Source organism: Rhizobium sp. P1_E6 (genome assembly GCF_056405875.1).
The window spans coordinates 26276-42743 of sequence record NZ_JBFUBG010000053.1; the positions used below are offsets into that span (position 1 = coordinate 26276).

Annotated in this window: 13 protein-coding genes and 1 tRNA gene; 6 read left to right on the plus strand and 8 right to left on the minus strand. The window is 60.0% G+C overall.

Annotated elements, in window-relative coordinates:
- Window positions 1–194 precede the first annotated feature (194 nt).
- Window positions 195–953 (minus strand): DsbA family protein, encoded by a 759-nt coding sequence (locus AC1D35_RS22405; RefSeq protein WP_113295674.1) that lies wholly within the window; start codon window positions 951–953, stop codon window positions 195–197.
- Between the two features lie 206 nt (window positions 954–1159).
- Here AC1D35_RS22405 and AC1D35_RS22410 point away from each other — a divergent pair, with 206 nt between their 5' ends.
- A complete protein-coding gene (locus AC1D35_RS22410; RefSeq protein WP_113311621.1) occupies window positions 1160–2317 on the plus strand; it encodes an aminotransferase class I/II-fold pyridoxal phosphate-dependent enzyme in 1158 nt (385 codons plus the stop codon).
- 7 nt (window positions 2318–2324) lie between these two features.
- Here the strand turns inward: AC1D35_RS22410 and AC1D35_RS22415 are convergent, their stop codons facing one another.
- Together AC1D35_RS22415 and AC1D35_RS22420 are read right to left on the minus strand one after the other, a co-directional pair.
- Window positions 2325–3116: an aldolase gene (locus tag AC1D35_RS22415; RefSeq protein ID WP_113311622.1), complete on the minus strand. Its 792-nt coding sequence runs from the start codon at window positions 3114–3116 to the stop codon at window positions 2325–2327.
- Window positions 3117–3138: 22 nt separating this feature from the next.
- Window positions 3139–3840 carry a haloacid dehalogenase type II gene (locus tag AC1D35_RS22420; RefSeq protein WP_477940115.1) on the minus strand — a complete coding sequence of 234 codons (702 nt, stop codon included), beginning with the start codon at window positions 3838–3840 and terminating at the stop codon, window positions 3139–3141.
- A gap of 87 nt (window positions 3841–3927) precedes the next feature.
- Here AC1D35_RS22420 and AC1D35_RS22425 point away from each other — a divergent pair, with 87 nt between their 5' ends.
- Window positions 3928–4779 carry a LysR substrate-binding domain-containing protein gene (locus AC1D35_RS22425; RefSeq protein ID WP_113311624.1) on the plus strand — a complete coding sequence of 284 codons (852 nt, stop codon included), beginning with the start codon at window positions 3928–3930 and terminating at the stop codon, window positions 4777–4779.
- A 268-nt stretch (window positions 4780–5047) separates the two neighbouring features.
- Here the strand turns inward: AC1D35_RS22425 and AC1D35_RS22430 are convergent, their stop codons facing one another.
- Window positions 5048–6394, minus strand: a complete 1347-nt coding sequence (locus tag AC1D35_RS22430) for a DUF2778 domain-containing protein (protein ID WP_113310192.1) — start codon at window positions 6392–6394, stop codon at window positions 5048–5050.
- Between the two features lie 291 nt (window positions 6395–6685).
- Window positions 6686–8518, minus strand: coding sequence for a class I poly(R)-hydroxyalkanoic acid synthase (gene phaC / locus AC1D35_RS22435; RefSeq protein ID WP_477940117.1), 1833 nt, complete (start codon window positions 8516–8518; stop codon window positions 6686–6688).
- Window positions 8519–8666: 148 nt separating this feature from the next.
- On the opposite strand from phaC, the gene AC1D35_RS22440 reads away from it, so the two are divergent.
- From AC1D35_RS22440 to recJ, 4 genes are all read left to right on the plus strand, one after another.
- Entirely contained in the window at window positions 8667–9092 is a 426-nt protein-coding gene (locus AC1D35_RS22440; RefSeq protein WP_113310190.1) for a hypothetical protein, read from the plus strand.
- A 223-nt stretch (window positions 9093–9315) separates the two neighbouring features.
- Window positions 9316–10533, plus strand: a complete 1218-nt coding sequence (locus tag AC1D35_RS22445; RefSeq protein ID WP_113295665.1) for an LL-diaminopimelate aminotransferase — start codon at window positions 9316–9318, stop codon at window positions 10531–10533.
- 64 nt (window positions 10534–10597) lie between these two features.
- Complete coding sequence (locus AC1D35_RS22450; RefSeq protein ID WP_113310189.1) at window positions 10598–11923, plus strand: homoserine dehydrogenase; 1326 nt, start codon at window positions 10598–10600, stop codon at window positions 11921–11923.
- A gap of 436 nt (window positions 11924–12359) precedes the next feature.
- Window positions 12360–14162: a single-stranded-DNA-specific exonuclease RecJ gene (gene recJ / locus AC1D35_RS22455; RefSeq protein ID WP_113310203.1), complete on the plus strand. Its 1803-nt coding sequence runs from the start codon at window positions 12360–12362 to the stop codon at window positions 14160–14162.
- Window positions 14163–14192: 30 nt separating this feature from the next.
- On the opposite strand, the gene AC1D35_RS22460 is transcribed toward recJ, so the two are convergent.
- The 3 genes from AC1D35_RS22460 to AC1D35_RS22470 form a co-directional block, all read right to left on the minus strand.
- On the minus strand, window positions 14193–15362 hold the full coding sequence (locus tag AC1D35_RS22460) for a TMEM43 family protein (protein ID WP_113310187.1): 1170 nt from the start codon (window positions 15360–15362) through the stop codon (window positions 14193–14195).
- A 307-nt stretch (window positions 15363–15669) separates the two neighbouring features.
- Window positions 15670–15744: transfer RNA gene (locus AC1D35_RS22465), tRNA-Glu, on the minus strand.
- A 226-nt stretch (window positions 15745–15970) separates the two neighbouring features.
- Window positions 15971–16183, minus strand: coding sequence for a hypothetical protein (locus AC1D35_RS22470; RefSeq protein WP_113310186.1), 213 nt, complete (start codon window positions 16181–16183; stop codon window positions 15971–15973).
- Between the last annotated feature and the right edge of the window lie 285 nt (window positions 16184–16468).

Below are 16468 nucleotides of genomic sequence, written 5' to 3' on the forward strand. Positions count from 1 at the left end.
CCGTTACGCGGTTCACTGTATTCATCGCGTCCTGTGACAGCCTCTCGGCGGCAAAGGCACGGGAATGCGCGAGCGCCACCTATAGACTCCACGCGGGCTTATTGAAAGCCCTTACAGAATCGGCAGGGGACGCCGCGCCATGTTTGTCCACATGGCTGAAGCGCTTCGATTTAGGCGATTTGATGGGCGCGGGTTCAGCAGCTCGTCTTGCCGCAGGCCCGCATGTTCTTCACCTTGGCTTCGAGATCGTCGATGCCGACGGCGCCGGGCACCATTTCGTTGCCGATCACATAGGATGGTGTACCGCTGATACCGAGATTGGCGGCGAGCTGGTAGGTCGCCTGCATGATGTCATCGTTCGGGTTCTTTTTCATCTCCGCGCGGATCTTGTCTTCGCTGACGCCAAGAGAAGAGGCAACCTGGATCGCGGTGTCCTCCGAGGCGCGGCCATCGCTACCGAGCAGAGCCACGTGGAAATCGCTATACTTTTCCGGCGCGAGTCGGCGGAAGGCATCAGCAACGCGATGTGCCGCGACCGAATCCGGTCCGAGGATCGGGAATTCCTTCAGTACGAAGCGGACGTTTTTATCCTTCTTCAGGAGCGCCTGCATGTCGGGCAGGGCATGGCGGCAGTAGGTGCAATTGTAATCGAAGAATTCGACGACGGTGACATCGCCCGTGGGGTTGCCGAGCGTCACGTCATTTTTGGAATCGAAGATGCCGTCGGTGTTGTTCTCGATCGCCATCGTGGCCTTCACCTGCTGAGCCATCTGCTGCTTCTTCTGTAGCGCATCCTGCACATCAAGCATGATTTCCGGATTTTCGATGAGGTACTGCTTGATGAATTCACCCAGTTCCTTCTTCTGCTGGTCGTCGAATGCAAATGCCTGAGCCGGAAGGGCGATGGAGGCTGCAAGCGCCAGCGCGGTGAGCGTTTTGGAGAAGAAGGCCATGGTATCCTCGTCGTCGACGGATGGGTTTTCAAACAAAAAATACMATCGCCGGGTTAATGGGCTTGGATGCGTCTGCACCAAATTACGGCGCGTCGGGCCGCCATCAAACAGGAATTTTCCTCCGATCCAAGCCCTCTCGGGATTGTGATGAGCCGATTATTGCGGCAATTGTCTGGCCGTTATCTGAAGCCAGGCAGGAAGTGATCGTGTTTTCCATATCGAAACGCAGCGAAGTCGAACCGTTCCACGCTATGGATGTTCTGGCCGAAGCGACGAAGCGGCGGGCAGGCGGTCACCCCGTCATTTCCATGGCCGTCGGCCAGCCCTCGCATCCCGCACCCCAGGCAGCGCTTGAAGCCGCTCGTGCGGCGCTCGCAGAAGGGCGCATCGGGTATACGGATGCGCTCGGCACCGCGCGGCTGAAACATGCGCTCGCCTGGCACTATCGCAACCGCCACGGCCTTGAGATCGATCCCTCGCGTATCGCGATTACCACCGGTTCGTCGGCTGCCTTCAATCTCGCCTTCCTGACGCTCTTCGATGCCGGCGATGCAGTCGCAATCGCCCGGCCGGGCTATCCCGCCTATCGCAACATCCTCGGCGCTCTTGGCCTTGATGTGGTCGAAGTGCCTGTCACATCGGAAACGCATTTCACGCTGACGCCGGAGAGCCTTGAAGCGATCCAATCAGAGAAGGGCGTGAAGCTGAAGGGCGTGCTGCTTGCAAGCCCCGCAAACCCGACCGGCACCGTCACCGGCCGTGAAGGCCTGAAGGCGCTGGCCGCCTATTGTGACGCCAATGACATCGCCTTCATCTCCGACGAGATCTATCACGGCCTGACATTTGCCGGCGAGGAGGCGAGCGCGCTGGAGTTGACCGACGAAGCGATCGTCATCAATTCCTTCTCGAAATATTATTGCATGACAGGCTGGCGCATCGGCTGGATGGTGCTGCCCGAGCGGCTGGTGCGCCCCATCGAGCGCGTCGCCCAGAGCCTCTATATCTCGCCGCCGGAGCTTTCGCAGATCGCTGCCACCGCAGCGCTCGACGCAAGTGAGGAGCTCGATCGCGTCAAGGCAAGTTATGCCGCCAACCGTGAACTGCTGCTCGACCTTCTGCCGAAGATCGGCCTTGCGCCGGCTTCGCCCATGGATGGCGCCTTTTACGCCTATGTGGACGTATCGCGCTTCACCAATGACAGCATGGATTTCGCGCGGCGCATGCTTGCGGAAATCAATGTCGCCGCGACGCCCGGCCTCGATTTCGATCCGGTGGAAGGACCGCGCACCCTGCGCATCTCCTATGCCGGTTCCGAGGCCGAGATCGCCGAAGCGGTAGAGCGCATCGGCGCATGGCTGCGATAGGCAAGGCCTAGGTCCGATATTCCGGCGCCTGCCGGTCGAGAACACGCCTGACGCTTTCGAGATGCAGGCGCGCACTTTCCGGATCGCCTTCGCGCATCTGCTTTGCCGCCTGTTCGGCAATCTCTTCGGATACCGGCACCAGCCGGCGCCCCGTGCTCATCGCCTTGAGCTGAACCTCTGCAGCCCGTTCCAGATAGTAGAGGTCGTCCCAGGCTTCGGCGATATTGGGCGCGCAGACCATGACACCATGGTTCTTCATGAACAGGATGTCCTTGTCGCCGAGCACAGCGGCGATCCTGTCGCCCTCGCGCTCATCGAGTGCCAGTCCGTTGTAGTTCTCGTCGACGGCGACGCGGCCATAGAATTTCAGTGCGGTCTGTCCGGCCCAGATGAACGGATCGCCCTCGACCATGCTGAGCGCTGTCGCATTCGGCATGTGCGTATGGAAGGCCGCACCGACGCGCGGCGACATCTTGTGCAGGCGGGCATGGATGAAGAAGGCGGTAGCCTCCGGCATGCCGTCGCCGGCAACGACATTGCCGTCTAGATCGCAGATCAGCAGCGATGAGGCGGTCGCTTCCTGAAAGGCCCAGCCGAGCCTGTTGACGAGAAAGAGATCGGGATGGCCGGGCACGACTGCCGAGAAATGGTTGCAGATGCCTTCCTCAAGCCCGAGCCGCGCCGCCATTCGAAGGCACGCCGCCAGATCGACACGCGCCTGCCAGATCTCTTCGGTATCGAGCGGCAGGTTGCGCAATATCGCCGGCTGTCCCTTCGCCAGGTCCAGTTCATGAGCCATGTCTTGTCTCCAATCGCGTCAATTACATCCAGCCGTTTGCGCCAAAAAGACCGGGCACCTTGTCGAGCGTCGGCACGATCTCGTTGGGGCGATAGTCGCCAAGCGGTTTGCGTCCCGTGCCGCGATCGACCCAGATGGCACGAAAACCGAGTTCGCGCGCGGCCACAAGGTCGAGATGCGGGCTGGCGCAGATATGCACGAGATCTTCCATGCCGATGCCGAGCGTTTTCCAGGCATGCCGGAAAATCTGTGGCGACGGCTTGTAGGCTTCCGCCTGTTCCGCGGTAATCACCCGGTCGATGAAGCCGCCGAGTTGCGCGACGTTGCCGGCGATGATGGCGTCATCCGTATTGGAGATGATGGCAAGCTTGAAGCCTGCAGCCTTCAGCTTGTCGAGTGTTTCGACGACTTCCCGGAAGGGCGGCATCCGGCCGATCGAGGATGTCAGCAAATCGGCATCGGTGGCGTGGAATGGCAGGCCGAATTCCTGCATAGCCAGTTCCAATGCGAGGGCCGTGACTTGGCGGAAGGACCGGTGCGGCTTCTGCTGTTCCAACTCGTGCTCGTAGCGATCGTAGACAGCGATGAAGGCAGGCTGGTCAATATCGCGGCCCTTTGCAGACAGGATCGTGTCCATGGCGGCAAGCAGCCCTTCATCCCATTGGATCAGCGTGCCGTAGCAATCGAACGTCAGCCAGGTCGGCCGGTTTTCGGAAAGTGTCATCTCTCGTCTCCATGATTTGCAGCATGTTGACAAAGAACAGAGTCATTGAGAAATTAAATGTGATAATTACAGATAGTGGAAAATCGAATGATCTTCGCCTTCGACCTCGATCTTCTACGGACCTTCGCAGCGGTCGTCGATGCCGGCGGCTTCACGCGGGCGGCTGAGCGTGTTCACCTTACCCAGTCCACCGTCAGCCAGCAGATCAAGAAGCTCGAGGCCAACATCGGCCACACCTTGCTTCTGCGCGACAAGTCGACAGGTGGCATCCAGACGACGGAGGAGGGCGAAATTCTCTTGAGCTATGCCCGACGCTTGCTGACGACAGCAGAAGAGGCAATGGACGTCATGCGCCAGCCCGCTGCGCCCAAGACCGTCAGGCTCGGCGTTCCCGAAGATTTCGCCGGCCGCAGGCTCATCGATCTTCTCTCCGGTTTTTCCGCTGCCTCACCGCATATAAGGCTCGACACCGTCAGCGGCTGGAGCGTCGAGCTTCGCCGCCTTCTCGATACGGGTGAAATCGATCTGGCACTGATCAAGCGAGAACCCGGCGATGGTGCCTGTCTGGCGAGCTGGAAGGAGGAACTGGTCTGGGTCGAGAGCACGCGCCGACTGGTTCGGGATGAGCCTGTTCCGCTTGCCGTTTTCCCGGTCGGCTGCATCTACAGAGAGAGGGCGATCCGCTTCATCGAGCGCAGCGGACGGCGCTGGCGCATCGCCTATACGAGCCAGGGTTTGATGGGAGTTCAGGCGGCTGTCGCCTCTGGCCTCGGCATCAGCCTGCTGCCGTCGGATGCCGTCTTGCCTGAACATCGTCAACTTGGAGCGGCAGACGGGTTCGATCCGCAGCCGGCATCCGAACTTGCGCTCGTCAGGGGAAAGCCGCGCCTCTCAGCGGAGAGCCGGGCGCTCGCCGATTTCCTCGCGGCCAATCTTTAGAGCCTTTCCTGGTCAGATTGCAGCATTCTGCCGGAGTAGGTTTTCGTCAGGATCAAAGGCGATTGGCGAAGGGCATACCCCTCGGTACGTCCGAGCCGATCGCCTTTGATCCTGGCGGAAAGATGCCCGGCCCTTCGGGTTGGCTGAAACGGGCCGCCTGATCGACCGGCCGGCTTGGCCGTAGATCTGGGCTACGACGCGCGCCGGCCGGTCGACCATCCGACTCCGTTTGAGCCAACAGAATGCTGCAATCTGACCAGGAAAGGCTCTAGGTGCGTGAGGAGAAGAGCGAGGCGAGCGTCGAAGCCGGCTTGTTGTTCATCCGCGGCACGACGACGAGCTGCCTGATGTCTCCACGCTTGTAGGCAGCCAGGAAGCGCTTGTAATCCCTAAAGGAAACGCAACCGTTGGAATCGCCGTTCCTGCCGAGCATATAAGTATGCGCGAGCAGGCCGACACGGTTGAAAATGGCGTCCGATCCCTGCACCGGCGTCAGACGAATGGCTTCCACCCCGTGGAACAGAGCTTCACGCATCGTCAGGTTATAGGTGTGCGGCGGCGTTGGTCCGCGCATCTTCTGGCTCACAAAGCGCGGATTGTCGCGCATCTTGCCAAGGCCGGAATGGGCCTCCAGCCGTTCGCCGTTCGGCAGGTAAACTGTGCCATTCTCGATATCATAGATTGCGACGCCGGCGCGAAGCCGCGGTGTGAAGACCGGCTTGTCGTAGCGCGGCACCGCATCGTCGTCATCGTCCTCGATCGGCGAGTTCGGCTTTGCATAGGCAAGCACAGGCTCGGCAGCACGCTGCGAACCCTTTGAGGCAGGCGCCGGCTTGCCGACGAGACCGTCTGGCCGCGCCATCGGCAGCGGAACGGAATCCTCATCCGGGGCGAGAACCAGACCGAAAGGCGGTGCATCATCGTCTGCTTCGGCGACTTCCACCTCTGCCGGCTTACCTGCGGCGGGAGCAGCAGGGCTGCTTGCCAGCGGGGGCTCGACGGGAGCAGGCATGACGCGCGGGCCGGCTTCGGCCAGAGCGAGCATAGCCGGCATTTCGGCAGCAGCGACGGTCTCCTTCGATGGGATGATGATCCGGTCTGCGTCATTCTCGACAGGCATGGCGGCAGCGGTCTGGACAGCGGGCGCCGCTGCCGTGACAGCATCTTCCTTGCTGAAGCGCGCATTGTCGGAGATCGCAACTGGCTGAGCTTCTGCGATAGCCACGGGTAGGCGAGTGGTCTTGGTGAGCGCCAGCTTTGCGCTCGATGCGGCGGATGTCTTCTCGGCGTGAGACTGGATCAACTGTGCCGTCAACGGCATCACCGGCTTGGCATCGAATGCTGCAAGCCGTGAAGCCTTGTTGACGTGGATAAGCCGCTCATGCGTGACGACAACTGCTGCTGTCCTCGGCGCCGCTGTGACCTGAGCGATCGCCTTCGGCGACGAGAAGGGCATCGATACGGATTGCATTGTTGCAACGGTGCCGACAAGCCACGTGGAGGCCAAAAGTCCGGCGATTGCGATGCCGGTGAGTAAACCGCGAGATCTGCCCGAACGAACAGCGGATCCGCCAAAAGGGGCGACGTTATTGAACGTCCCTACCGCAAACGCCATACTCTACTCGTCTTCTAAACGCGCTACGCAGGCCGGCAGCACTGACAACTGATCTATGCCGGAGCCGCTAACTACCCAAAAAGGCCGAATTTTGGCCTATCCGCGACATGCGACCGTTTCTTAAGGATGACGAACTATGGTTTCCAATTGGTTTACGGTCACTGCTATCTGCTTCGAATGTGACGAAAAGAGACGCAATAATTTAGAGAAGGCTATTTTTCAAAGGCTTGCGGTTGCTGGTATATCCCCGCCCGGCGAGAGGTAATTCGACGGCGGAAAATTTTTCCGCCGTCAGCTCCGCGCCATCACATAGCTGCCGGGTGCTTCCTCGATGGCGTTGAGTGCCGCGCCGCCCGGCTTGCGGGCAGCAACGCGATCGCCGGCTTGGGTCTCGATCCACGCATGCCAGTGCGGCCACCATGAGCCCGCCGTTTCCTTTGCCTTGGCAAGCCACGTATCGTAGTCGCCCTTGGCTGGGCCGCCAGTCCAGAACTGGTACTTGTGCTTGTCGGGCGGGTTGACGACGCCGGCAATATGGCCGGAGCCGGTCACGACGAACTGCACCTTGCCGCCGAAGAACTGGCTGCCGAGGAAGACGGATTTCGCCGGCGCGATATGATCCTCACGCGTCGCGAGATTGTAGATCGGGATCTTGACGTCCTTCAGCGACACCGTCTTGCCGTCGAGGACCAGCTCATCCTTGGTCAGCGCATTCCCGAGGTAGCAGTTGCGCAAGTAGAAAGCATGGTTGGCCGCCGCCATGCGGGTCGAATCGGCGTTCCAGAAAAGCAGGTCGAAGGGCAGGGGCTCCTGACCCTTCAGGTAGTTGTTGACGAAATAGGGCCAGATGAGCTCGCTCGCCCTGAGCATGTTGAACGCCGTCGACATGCGCGAGCCGTCGAGATAGCCCAGCTCCTGCATATGTGCTTCCAGTGCCTGGAGCTGCTCCTCATCGACGAAGACCTTCAGGTCGCCTGCATGGGTGAAATCGACCTGCGTAGTGAAGAGTGTCGCGGTCTTGATGCGCTTGTTCTTCTCCTTGGCATGCAGGGCAAGGGTTGCGGCAAGCAATGTACCGCCGACGCAGTAGCCGATGGCGTTGACCTCTTTCTCGCCGGTCGCCTTCTCCACCGTCTCCAGCGCGAAATCGACGCCTTCCCTTGCGTAAGCGGTCMAGTCCTTCAGCGCATGACGACTATCAGGATTGACCCACGAGATGACGAAGACCGTATGTCCCTGATCCACGCACCATTTGATAAAGGATTTCTGCGGGTTGAGGTCGAGAATATAGAACTTGTTGATCCATGGCGGGCAGATCAGCAGCGGACGCTTCAGCACCGTTTCCGTCGATGGCTCGTATTGGATGACCTGGCAGATCTCGTTCTGGGCGATCACCTTGCCCGGCGTCAGCGCCATGTCACGGCCGACGGCGAATTTGGTCATGTCGGTCTGGCGCAGACGCAATTCGCCGCGGCCGGCGATAATATCCTCGGTCAGCATCTTCATGCCGCGCACGAGGTTCTCGCCGCTGGTCGCAATCGTCTCCCGATAGACCTGCGGATTGGTGACCACGAAATTGGTGGGTGAGAGCGCTGCCGTGATCTGCTTCACATAGAAGCCGGCCTTGTGCTTGGTGTGCTCGTCGAGCCCTTCGGTTTCGGCAACCAGCTTTTCGGCCCAGTCGGCAGTCACGAAATAGACCTGCTTGAGAAATTCGAAAAAGGGATTCTTCTGCCAGTCCTCGTCGGCGAAGCGCTTGTCGACGCGTGCGACCGGCTCCACTGCTGGTGAGGTCCCTTGCATCTTCTGCATGGAGTTCATCCAAATGCCGAAGAACGAGGTCATGAGCTGTGTCTGTGCCTCGAAGGTGCGGCGCGGATCGGCGATCCAGTATTCAGTGACCCTGGAGAGCGTCTTCACCATATCGGTGACAGGGTCGACGACCGTGTCGGAGATTTCGCCGCGCTCGCGCGGGCCGAGCCACGCCGAAGCGGCCTTGCCGAGATTTTCGAGCGCACGGGCGAAGTTCATCGCCATGGCCTCGGGATCCTTCAGGAGATAGGGATCGAGATCCTTGGCGTCGAAATCCACCTTGGCACCATTCTCCCGCTTGCTGTCGGTCACGCACTTCCTCCGGCGGCGGCATCCACTGTTCGTCCGTTGTACATCTGCGGCGATGAAGAAAACAAGTTCCGCGCGACCGCTCTCATGCTATTGCTTTGTCGCTGCGACGAATTTAACAGTCGAAGCAGGCAGGATTGGATCATCAGGCATGACGACGACAGGCATTGGGCATATCGCGACCTTCACCCGCACCGCAGCAATCTGCGCGGCGGCCGCGGCCATGGCCTTTGCGCTTGCCGGATGCAACAAGACCGCCGAGGAGAAGCAGGCCTTCGCCCAGCGCATGGCAGCGCCGACCGCAGTCGTGATGCCGGCTTCCAAGGGCGAAGCGGTCGAAGGCGGCCTTGCCAAGGAACCGGGCGACGGCTACCCGACATTCGGCGCGCCACTGACGGCCGCCAATGTGCAGATGAGCGACGAACAGGCGGCCGAGCTGCAGCATCAGTTGACCGCCCTTGGCGCCAAGCGCCAGTCGGGTGCGATCTCGGAAGCGGAGTATCAGCGCCGCGTAGCTGAGATGCGCGCGCTTGCCGCCGACCACGGGGCCGCGACGCTCTCCGAAATCACCAAATAAGCCTTGCCTTTAAGGCGATTTGGACGCAAAGCCTTCCGGATGGATCGGAAGACACAATTTTCCCGATAATGCGCTTCGTGCGCGGCCTCTCCGTCAAAGATTTGCCGCGCAGTTAAGTTGAAGAAGAATACGGCGCTGCGAGTCTGAAGCTCGTATCGCAGATGCCGGGAGACGGAACGAGCTTCGACAGCGGTCAGCTGGCCGCATTTCCATGGGGAAAGAGATGGAAGAGTTTCACAAAGTCCGGCGTTTGCCGCCCTACGTTTTCGAACAGGTCAACCGTTTGAAAGCGAGCGCGCGAGCGGGCGGGGCCGATATCATCGATCTCGGCATGGGAAACCCAGACCTTCCGACCCCTCAGGCGATCGTCGACAAGCTTTGCGAAGTCGTCCAAGACCCGCGCACCCACCGCTATTCGTCCTCCAAGGGTATTCCCGGTCTGCGCCGCGCGCAGGCTGCTTACTACGCGCGCCGATTCGGCGTGAAGCTGAACCCGGATACGCAGGTCGTCGCCACCCTCGGCTCCAAGGAAGGCTTCGCCAATATGGCGCAGGCGATCACCGCGCCGGGCGACGTCATTCTCTGCCCGAACCCGACCTATCCGATTCATGCCTTCGGCTTCCTGATGGCCGGCGGCGTTATCCGATCCATGTCGGTCGAGCCGGACGAAAGTTTCTTCCCGCCGCTCGAGCGCGCCGTGCGCCACTCGATCCCGAAACCGTTGGCGCTGATCCTGAACTATCCGTCGAACCCGACGGCCTTCGTTGCCAGCCTCGACTTCTATAAGGACGTCATCGCCTTCGCGAAAAAGCACGACATTATCGTGCTTTCGGACCTCGCTTATTCGGAAATCTATTTCGATGGCGAGCCGCCACCGTCGGTTCTGCAGGTTCCGGGCGCAATGGATGTGGCGGTCGAGTTCACCTCCATGTCGAAGACCTTCTCCATGCCCGGCTGGCGCATGGGCTTTGCCGTCGGCAACGAACGGCTGATTGCGGCGCTGACGCGGGTGAAGTCCTACCTCGATTACGGCGCCTTCACGCCGATCCAGGTTGCGGCAACGCATGCGCTGAACGGCGACGGTTCCGACATTGCGGAAGTCCGCAACGTCTACAAGCGTCGCCGCGATGTCATGGTCGAAAGCTTCGGCAAGGCCGGTTTCGACGTTCCGCCGCCGGCCGCCACCATGTTTGCTTGGGCGAAAATCCCGGAAAAGTTCCGTCATCTCGGCTCGCTGGAATTCTCCAAGCTGCTGGTCGAGAAGGCCGACGTCGCCGTTGCCCCGGGCATCGGCTTCGGCGAGATGGGCGACGACTACGTGCGTCTGGCACTCGTCGAAAACGAGCACCGCATCCGCCAGGCCGCACGCAACATCAAGAAGTTCATGTCGACGGCAGACGAGACGATGCACAACGTCATCTCGCTCAACGCCCACCGTTAATTCCAACCTCGAAGACAGCCGCAGATTTGCGGCTGTCTCTCACTAGACATTTCAGGATCTATCCATGGCAGATGCCCTCAAAATCGGCATTGCGGGCTTGGGTACCGTTGGTGCCTCGCTTGTTCGCATCATCAGGCAGAAAAGCAACGAACTTGCAGTCACCTGCGGCCGCCCGATTACGATTACGGCAGTTTCGGCCCGTGACCGCACGAAGGACCGTGGTATCGATCTGACCGGCATCACCTGGTATGAGCGTCCCGAAGAACTGGCCGAAAAGGCCGATATCGACGTGTTCGTCGAGCTGATCGGCGGTGCCGAAGGGGCTGCAAATACGGCCGTTCGCGCCGCTCTTGCCCGTGGTCTCCATGTGGTGACCGCCAACAAGGCGCTGCTTGCCTATCACGGCGTCGAGCTTGCGACGATCGCGGAAGAGAAGGGCTCGCTCTTGAATTTCGAAGCGGCCGTTGCCGGTGGCATCCCTGTTATCAAGGCGCTGCGTGAATCGCTGACGGGCAACACGATCTCGCGCGTCTACGGCATCATGAACGGCACCTGCAACTACATCCTCACCAAGATGGAGAAGGAAGGCCTGTCCTTTGCCGATTGCCTGAAGGAAGCCCAGCGCCTCGGTTATGCCGAGGCTGACCCGGCCTTCGACATCGAAGGCAACGACACCGCCCACAAGCTTTCGATCCTGACGACGCTCGCCTTCGGCAACAGGATCGCCGCTGACGATATCTATCTCGAAGGCATCACCAATATCTCGATCGACGATATCCATGCCGCAGCCGATCTCGGCTACCGCATCAAGCTGCTCGGCGTCGCCCAGCGCACGGATACCGGCATCGAACAGCGCGTGCATCCGACCATGGTGCCGGTCGATTCCGTCATCGCCCAGGTCGATGGTGTCACCAATGCGGTCGCAATCGAATCCGATATTCTCGGCGAATTGCTGATGGTCGGCCCCGGTGCCGGCGGCAGCGCCACGGCATCCTCGGTGCTTGGCGATATCGCCGACATCGCCAAGAGCCAGCCGGGTGCGCAGCGCGTTCCCGTTCTCGGCCATCCCGCCAAATCGCTGGAGCCTTACCGCAAGGCGCAGATTCAGAGCCACGAGGGCGGTTATTTCATCCGCCTGACCGTCCTCGATCGCACCGGCGTCTTCGCCAGCGTCGCCACGCGCATGGCGGAAAACCAGATTTCGCTGGAATCGATCGTCCAGCGTTCCAAGCAGCATCTGGCGCCTTCGCATCATCAGACGATCATCCTCGTCACCCATGCGACGATGGAGGATTCTGTGCGAAAGGCGGTCGCTGCAATCAAGGAAGAGGGCTACCTCGTTGGAGAGCCGCAGGTGATCCGCATCGAGCGTCCCAAGGAAGAATCCTGACACTTTGTCCCGGTTTGGACCACTTCAGCCCGTCCGGGATCGCCCGGACGGGTTTTCTGTTATTAATCAAAGCACTTCACGAAGATTTATATTAACAGATATGTAGATATAGATATAATCAACCTGGGAGTCGTTGGAGTCGTGGGTTGAGGAACATCGAGCATACGCATGATCATGTTCGGGCGGAGATCGAGAGTCCTCGGGCGGGCTTGCCTATATCTGATCCGACAGCGCATGGAGCAGCCCTTGAGTGCGAGGCGCCGCGAGGCCGGAATTGGGCCACGCTCCTAATCCTGCTTTCGATCGTCTTCGTGCAGGTCCTCGGCATCGGCTTGATTGCCTGGGCACTTTTCCGGTAATCCACAGCCCTCAAATCACCGCTTTGCTATCTGTGCCGCATCTGTAAAAAGGGCAGATGATGAAAGCGGAGTTTGGCATGGCAGATCAGGTCGATCCGGTACCGCGCGCCTTCTTGGGCGTCGAAAAGTCCGTCCTCGACAATCGCTGGGTTTCGCGCCTCGATCAGGCGGGGCAGAATCGCGCGCTCGCCATGTCGCAGATGCATGGTCTGCCGGACCTGATCGCCCGCGTGCTTGCCGGGCGCGGCGTGACGGTGGATGAGGCGGTCGAATTCCTCGATCCGACGATCCGTAGCCTGATGCCCGATCCCCACAAGCTGACCGACTGCGAGAAGGCCGCCAAGCGTCTCGCCGCGGCGATCCGTGATGGCGAGCCCGTCGCGATCTTCGGTGATTACGACGTCGATGGTGCGGCCTCTTCCGCGCTCATCTATCGCTTCCTTACCCATTTCGGCGTCAAGGCGCATATCTACATTCCCGATCGCATCTTCGAAGGTTACGGCCCCAACCCGACTGCCATCAACCAGTTGATCGATAACGGTGCGACCCTGATCGTGACCGTCGATTGCGGCTCCACCAGCCATGAAGCGTTGGCGGCCGCTGCTGACCGCAACATAGACGTCGTCGTCATCGATCACCACCAGGTGACACACGAGCTGCCGCCCTGCCATTCCCTTGTCAATCCAAACCGCGAGGACGATCTTTCGGGGCTTGGGCATCTGTGCGCCGCCGGTGTCGTGTTCATGGTGTTGGTCGCGACTTTGCGCCTGCTGCGTGAGGCCGGCGACAAGCGCATCCTCGCGATCGATCTGCTGCAGTGGTTGGATATCGTCGCGCTCGCGACCGTTTGTGACGTCGTCCCGCTCAAGGGGCTCAATCGTGCCTATGTGGTGAAAGGACTGGTCGCAGCGCGCCACCAGAGCAATGCCGGTCTTGCGGCGCTGTTCCGCAAGGCGGGCCTGGCAGGGCCGGTGACGCCCTATCATTTCGGTTTTCTGATCGGCCCACGAATCAATGCCGGCGGACGAATCGGCGATGCGGCACTCGGGAGCCGCTTGCTGACGCTCGATGACGCGATCCAGGCTGAAGCCATTGCCCAGCGCCTGGATGAGCTCAACCGCGAACGGCAGGCCATGGAGGCGATCATGCTGCAGGAGGCCGAGGCCGAAGCGCTTGCAGAGTATGGAGACGGCGAGGGGGCTTCCGTCATCGTCACGGCGCACGAGAAATGGCATCCCGGCATTGTCGGCCTGATTGCCGCGCGCCTGAAGGAGAAGTTCAAGCGTCCCGCCTTCGCCATTGCCTTCGATCCCTCCGGCAGGGGCACCGGGTCGGGTCGTTCGATTAACGGCTTCGACATGGGCAGGATGGTGCGTGCCGCGGTCGATGAGGGGCTGCTCGTCAAGGGCGGCGGTCACGCCATGGCGGCTGGTCTAACCGTTGAACGTGGCAAGCTCGGCCTGTTGCGCGGCTTCTTCACCGAGAAGGCGCAGAAAACGGTGGCGGCCCTTGTCGCCAATGAAACGCTGAAGATCGATGGCGCGATCGCTGCAAGCGGCGCGACGATCGAGCTCATCGATCGCCTGGAGACGGCTGGGCCTTATGGCTCAGGGCATTCCCAGCCGCTCTTTGCCGTACCGGCGCATCGTGTTCGTGATTCCCGTCTCGTCGGCGAGCGGCATGTGAAGGTGACACTGGAAGCGATGGATGGCACGCGCCTCGACGGCATCGCCTTCAGGGCTGCCGAGACCCCGCTCGGCAACCTTCTTCTCAATTCCCGCGGCGCCAACCTGCATGTCGCAGGCTCACTCGGCGCCGAGCATTATCAGGGTTCGCGCCGCATCCAGCTGCGCATCATCGACGGCGCGCCGGCCAAGTGACTGGCGGAAAATCCTTGGCCGGAACAGAGATCAGGCCGGTTGCGGCTGGGAAAGTGGCGCTTTTCTGCGAAGACGGGTAACGATCACCGCAAGTAATACGCCGCCCGCGATGATGCCGACTGACAGCAGCGGCCTGTAGGCGAACCAGCCTATGGCGATGACGGCAGGACCGACCAGTAGCGTCAGCACGAAGGCGACGATGCTGGTGCCGAAACCGATGATCGAGCCGATAAACGGGATCAGGTCTCCGAGAATGGGCAGCAACCCAAACATTAGCTTGAAGCTGACGAACAAGCCGATCAGGCCGCCGGCGCGGACAAGCCAGGTGATGATGGTGTTTTCGCTCTCCGCCGATTTGAACATCTGGCTGGCATCCATATCGCCATCGGCGGTGAGGAAGATATTGCGATGGTTCGTCGTCTCATAGGAACTGAGAGCGTCGTGGCTCTGCTTGCCGACGATGCTTGCCGTTTCCACATCGATCCGCTGGTAAGCGATCTTGAGATCACCGACATCAGGCAGGTTCTCGTTCTGACCGATATAGGTGCCTTCGACACTTCGCCTTGCCGGTCGGCCGGCGCCAATCTGGGCAGCGATGCGCTCGACGTCGCCGTCGGTGAGCGCGAGCCGCGAATAGTCGCCGATCCCGGCAATATCCTTGCTCGGCACCGAGAAGGCGCCGACATGCGCTGTCTTTGCCGTGAAAGTCGCGCCGTCAGGCATGCTGGTTGGATTCTGATGGTCATCAGGCTGCTTGAAGCGGCTCGAATCGACGACGTCCGAGCGCCACTCTCTGTTGTAGGAATAGCTCGTCGTCGTTTCCTCGCCGCCACCCAGCGTCTTCTTGGTCTGGCTCTCGCTCTTTTCTACCCACTGATACATCTCGACCTTGCGGGAAAGGCCGACGGCGCCGTCGGCGATGACACCGAATTGGCTGTCTCGGGGAACCTGATCGGATTTCACCGTTCCGCTGATGTGGACCAGCTTGCCTTCATTTGCCGGATCGATCGTAGAGCCATCGACTGAAACGACCTGAGACGCGCCTTCTGAGAGGGCGCGATAAGTCTGGATTGCGCGTCCTTCGTTCCAGACCAGCAGCCAGATGCATCCTATGAGCAACACGAGGCCAATCACTGCGCCGATCAGTGCGTTTTTGATGCGTTCAAACCATGAAGTATAGGTCGTTTCCGTGTGGCTCATTTTCGAAAGTCACCTGCCGCGAGGGAGTATATTGGAGTGCCGGATCTGTGAAACTGTCCGGAATAATCTTAGTCTTCGCTCGCTAATTCCCCGTAAATTCCGAAAACAAATTCTGGGCAGATTATACTGTTGAAAATGATGGTCTTTCCGAGACGTTGCTACCGAGATTGAGGGGCGTGTTTTGGCGCCGCGCAGCTTGCCGGAATTCGACGTCCAGTCCGCGCCGAGCGACATCAATTGGCATGTTGCGCATAATCAGCGTCGCGAAGGCAACTCTATGAAAAGCAAGGGAAGTCATGAAGGGGAGTGGCACGCCCTAGGGGAGTCGAACCCCTCTTTACAGAATGAAAATCTGTCGTCCTAACCGATAGACGAAGGGCGCGTGCGCTGTGGTGGCGCCCTTATAGTCAGCACTTTTCTGCGCCGCAAGCCGCAAAATGAGAAATTTTTGCCGGATTATCCAGTTTTTTGCTTGGCTTGTGGAAAAGGGGAGGGTGGACGGGAAGCCAACCTTGTCGTTGGATGGATTGCTAGCACATCGCAGGGCGAGGACGAGCTTTGAAAATGCTAAAGAGCCTTCTGGCGCCTAAGCCTCGGAGCATTGCAAGTCATGGAATTCTCGTTGGTCCCTGGCTTTCAGCTTCAGCCAAAATCTGCGAAGTGGCCCGCAAATCGATAGTATTGGGCTTCTGCCCTGGCTGCCAGGAAAACCAGATAGCGATCGGGCGCCGGTAATGCTTGTTGAGGGCTTCGGCCGCTTCCTTCTCGAAGCGCGTCCGTTCTTTCGAGCTGTCGGCAACGTTCCGCTTTTCGTAGATCACAGTATTCCTCCCCCAGGTTGCGATCTAATTCTGGATCATGCACAGAAAAACGCCTGTCCGGAACGGACTAAAGTCCCAAGGCCAGGAGGATGCGCCGGGAAGGCGAAGACGGCGCCGCGCGGTGTATAGCGCGCGATGTGATCATTGAATTACGCGAAAATCAGTAGCGCCTGAAGCAAGAGCTATGCGGTCTAAGGTCGGAATATCCGCAAATGAAATTTTGGTACGCCCTAGGGGAGTCGAACCCCTCTTTACAGAATGAGAATCTGTCGTCCTAACCGATAG

What these genes read in the sequence shown, in the direction of transcription:
- AC1D35_RS22405 (WP_113295674.1), bottom strand. Translation starts at nt 953, where the DNA reads ATGGCCTTCTTCTCCAAAACGCTCACCGCGCTGGCGCTTGCAGCCTCC.
- AC1D35_RS22415 (WP_113311622.1), bottom strand. Translation starts at nt 3,116, where the DNA reads ATGGCTCATGAACTGGACCTGGCGAAGGGACAGCCGGCGATATTGCGC.
- AC1D35_RS22420 (WP_477940115.1), bottom strand. Translation starts at nt 3,840, where the DNA reads ATGACACTTTCCGAAAACCGGCCGACCTGGCTGACGTTCGATTGCTAC.
- AC1D35_RS22425 (WP_113311624.1), top strand. Translation starts at nt 3,928, where the DNA reads ATGATCTTCGCCTTCGACCTCGATCTTCTACGGACCTTCGCAGCGGTC.
- AC1D35_RS22430 (WP_113310192.1), bottom strand. Translation starts at nt 6,394, where the DNA reads ATGGCGTTTGCGGTAGGGACGTTCAATAACGTCGCCCCTTTTGGCGGA.
- AC1D35_RS22440 (WP_113310190.1), top strand. Translation starts at nt 8,667, where the DNA reads ATGACGACGACAGGCATTGGGCATATCGCGACCTTCACCCGCACCGCA.
- AC1D35_RS22445 (WP_113295665.1), top strand. Translation starts at nt 9,316, where the DNA reads ATGGAAGAGTTTCACAAAGTCCGGCGTTTGCCGCCCTACGTTTTCGAA.
- AC1D35_RS22450 (WP_113310189.1), top strand. Translation starts at nt 10,598, where the DNA reads ATGGCAGATGCCCTCAAAATCGGCATTGCGGGCTTGGGTACCGTTGGT.
- recJ (WP_113310203.1), top strand. Translation starts at nt 12,360, where the DNA reads ATGGCAGATCAGGTCGATCCGGTACCGCGCGCCTTCTTGGGCGTCGAA.
- AC1D35_RS22460 (WP_113310187.1), bottom strand. Translation starts at nt 15,362, where the DNA reads ATGAGCCACACGGAAACGACCTATACTTCATGGTTTGAACGCATCAAA.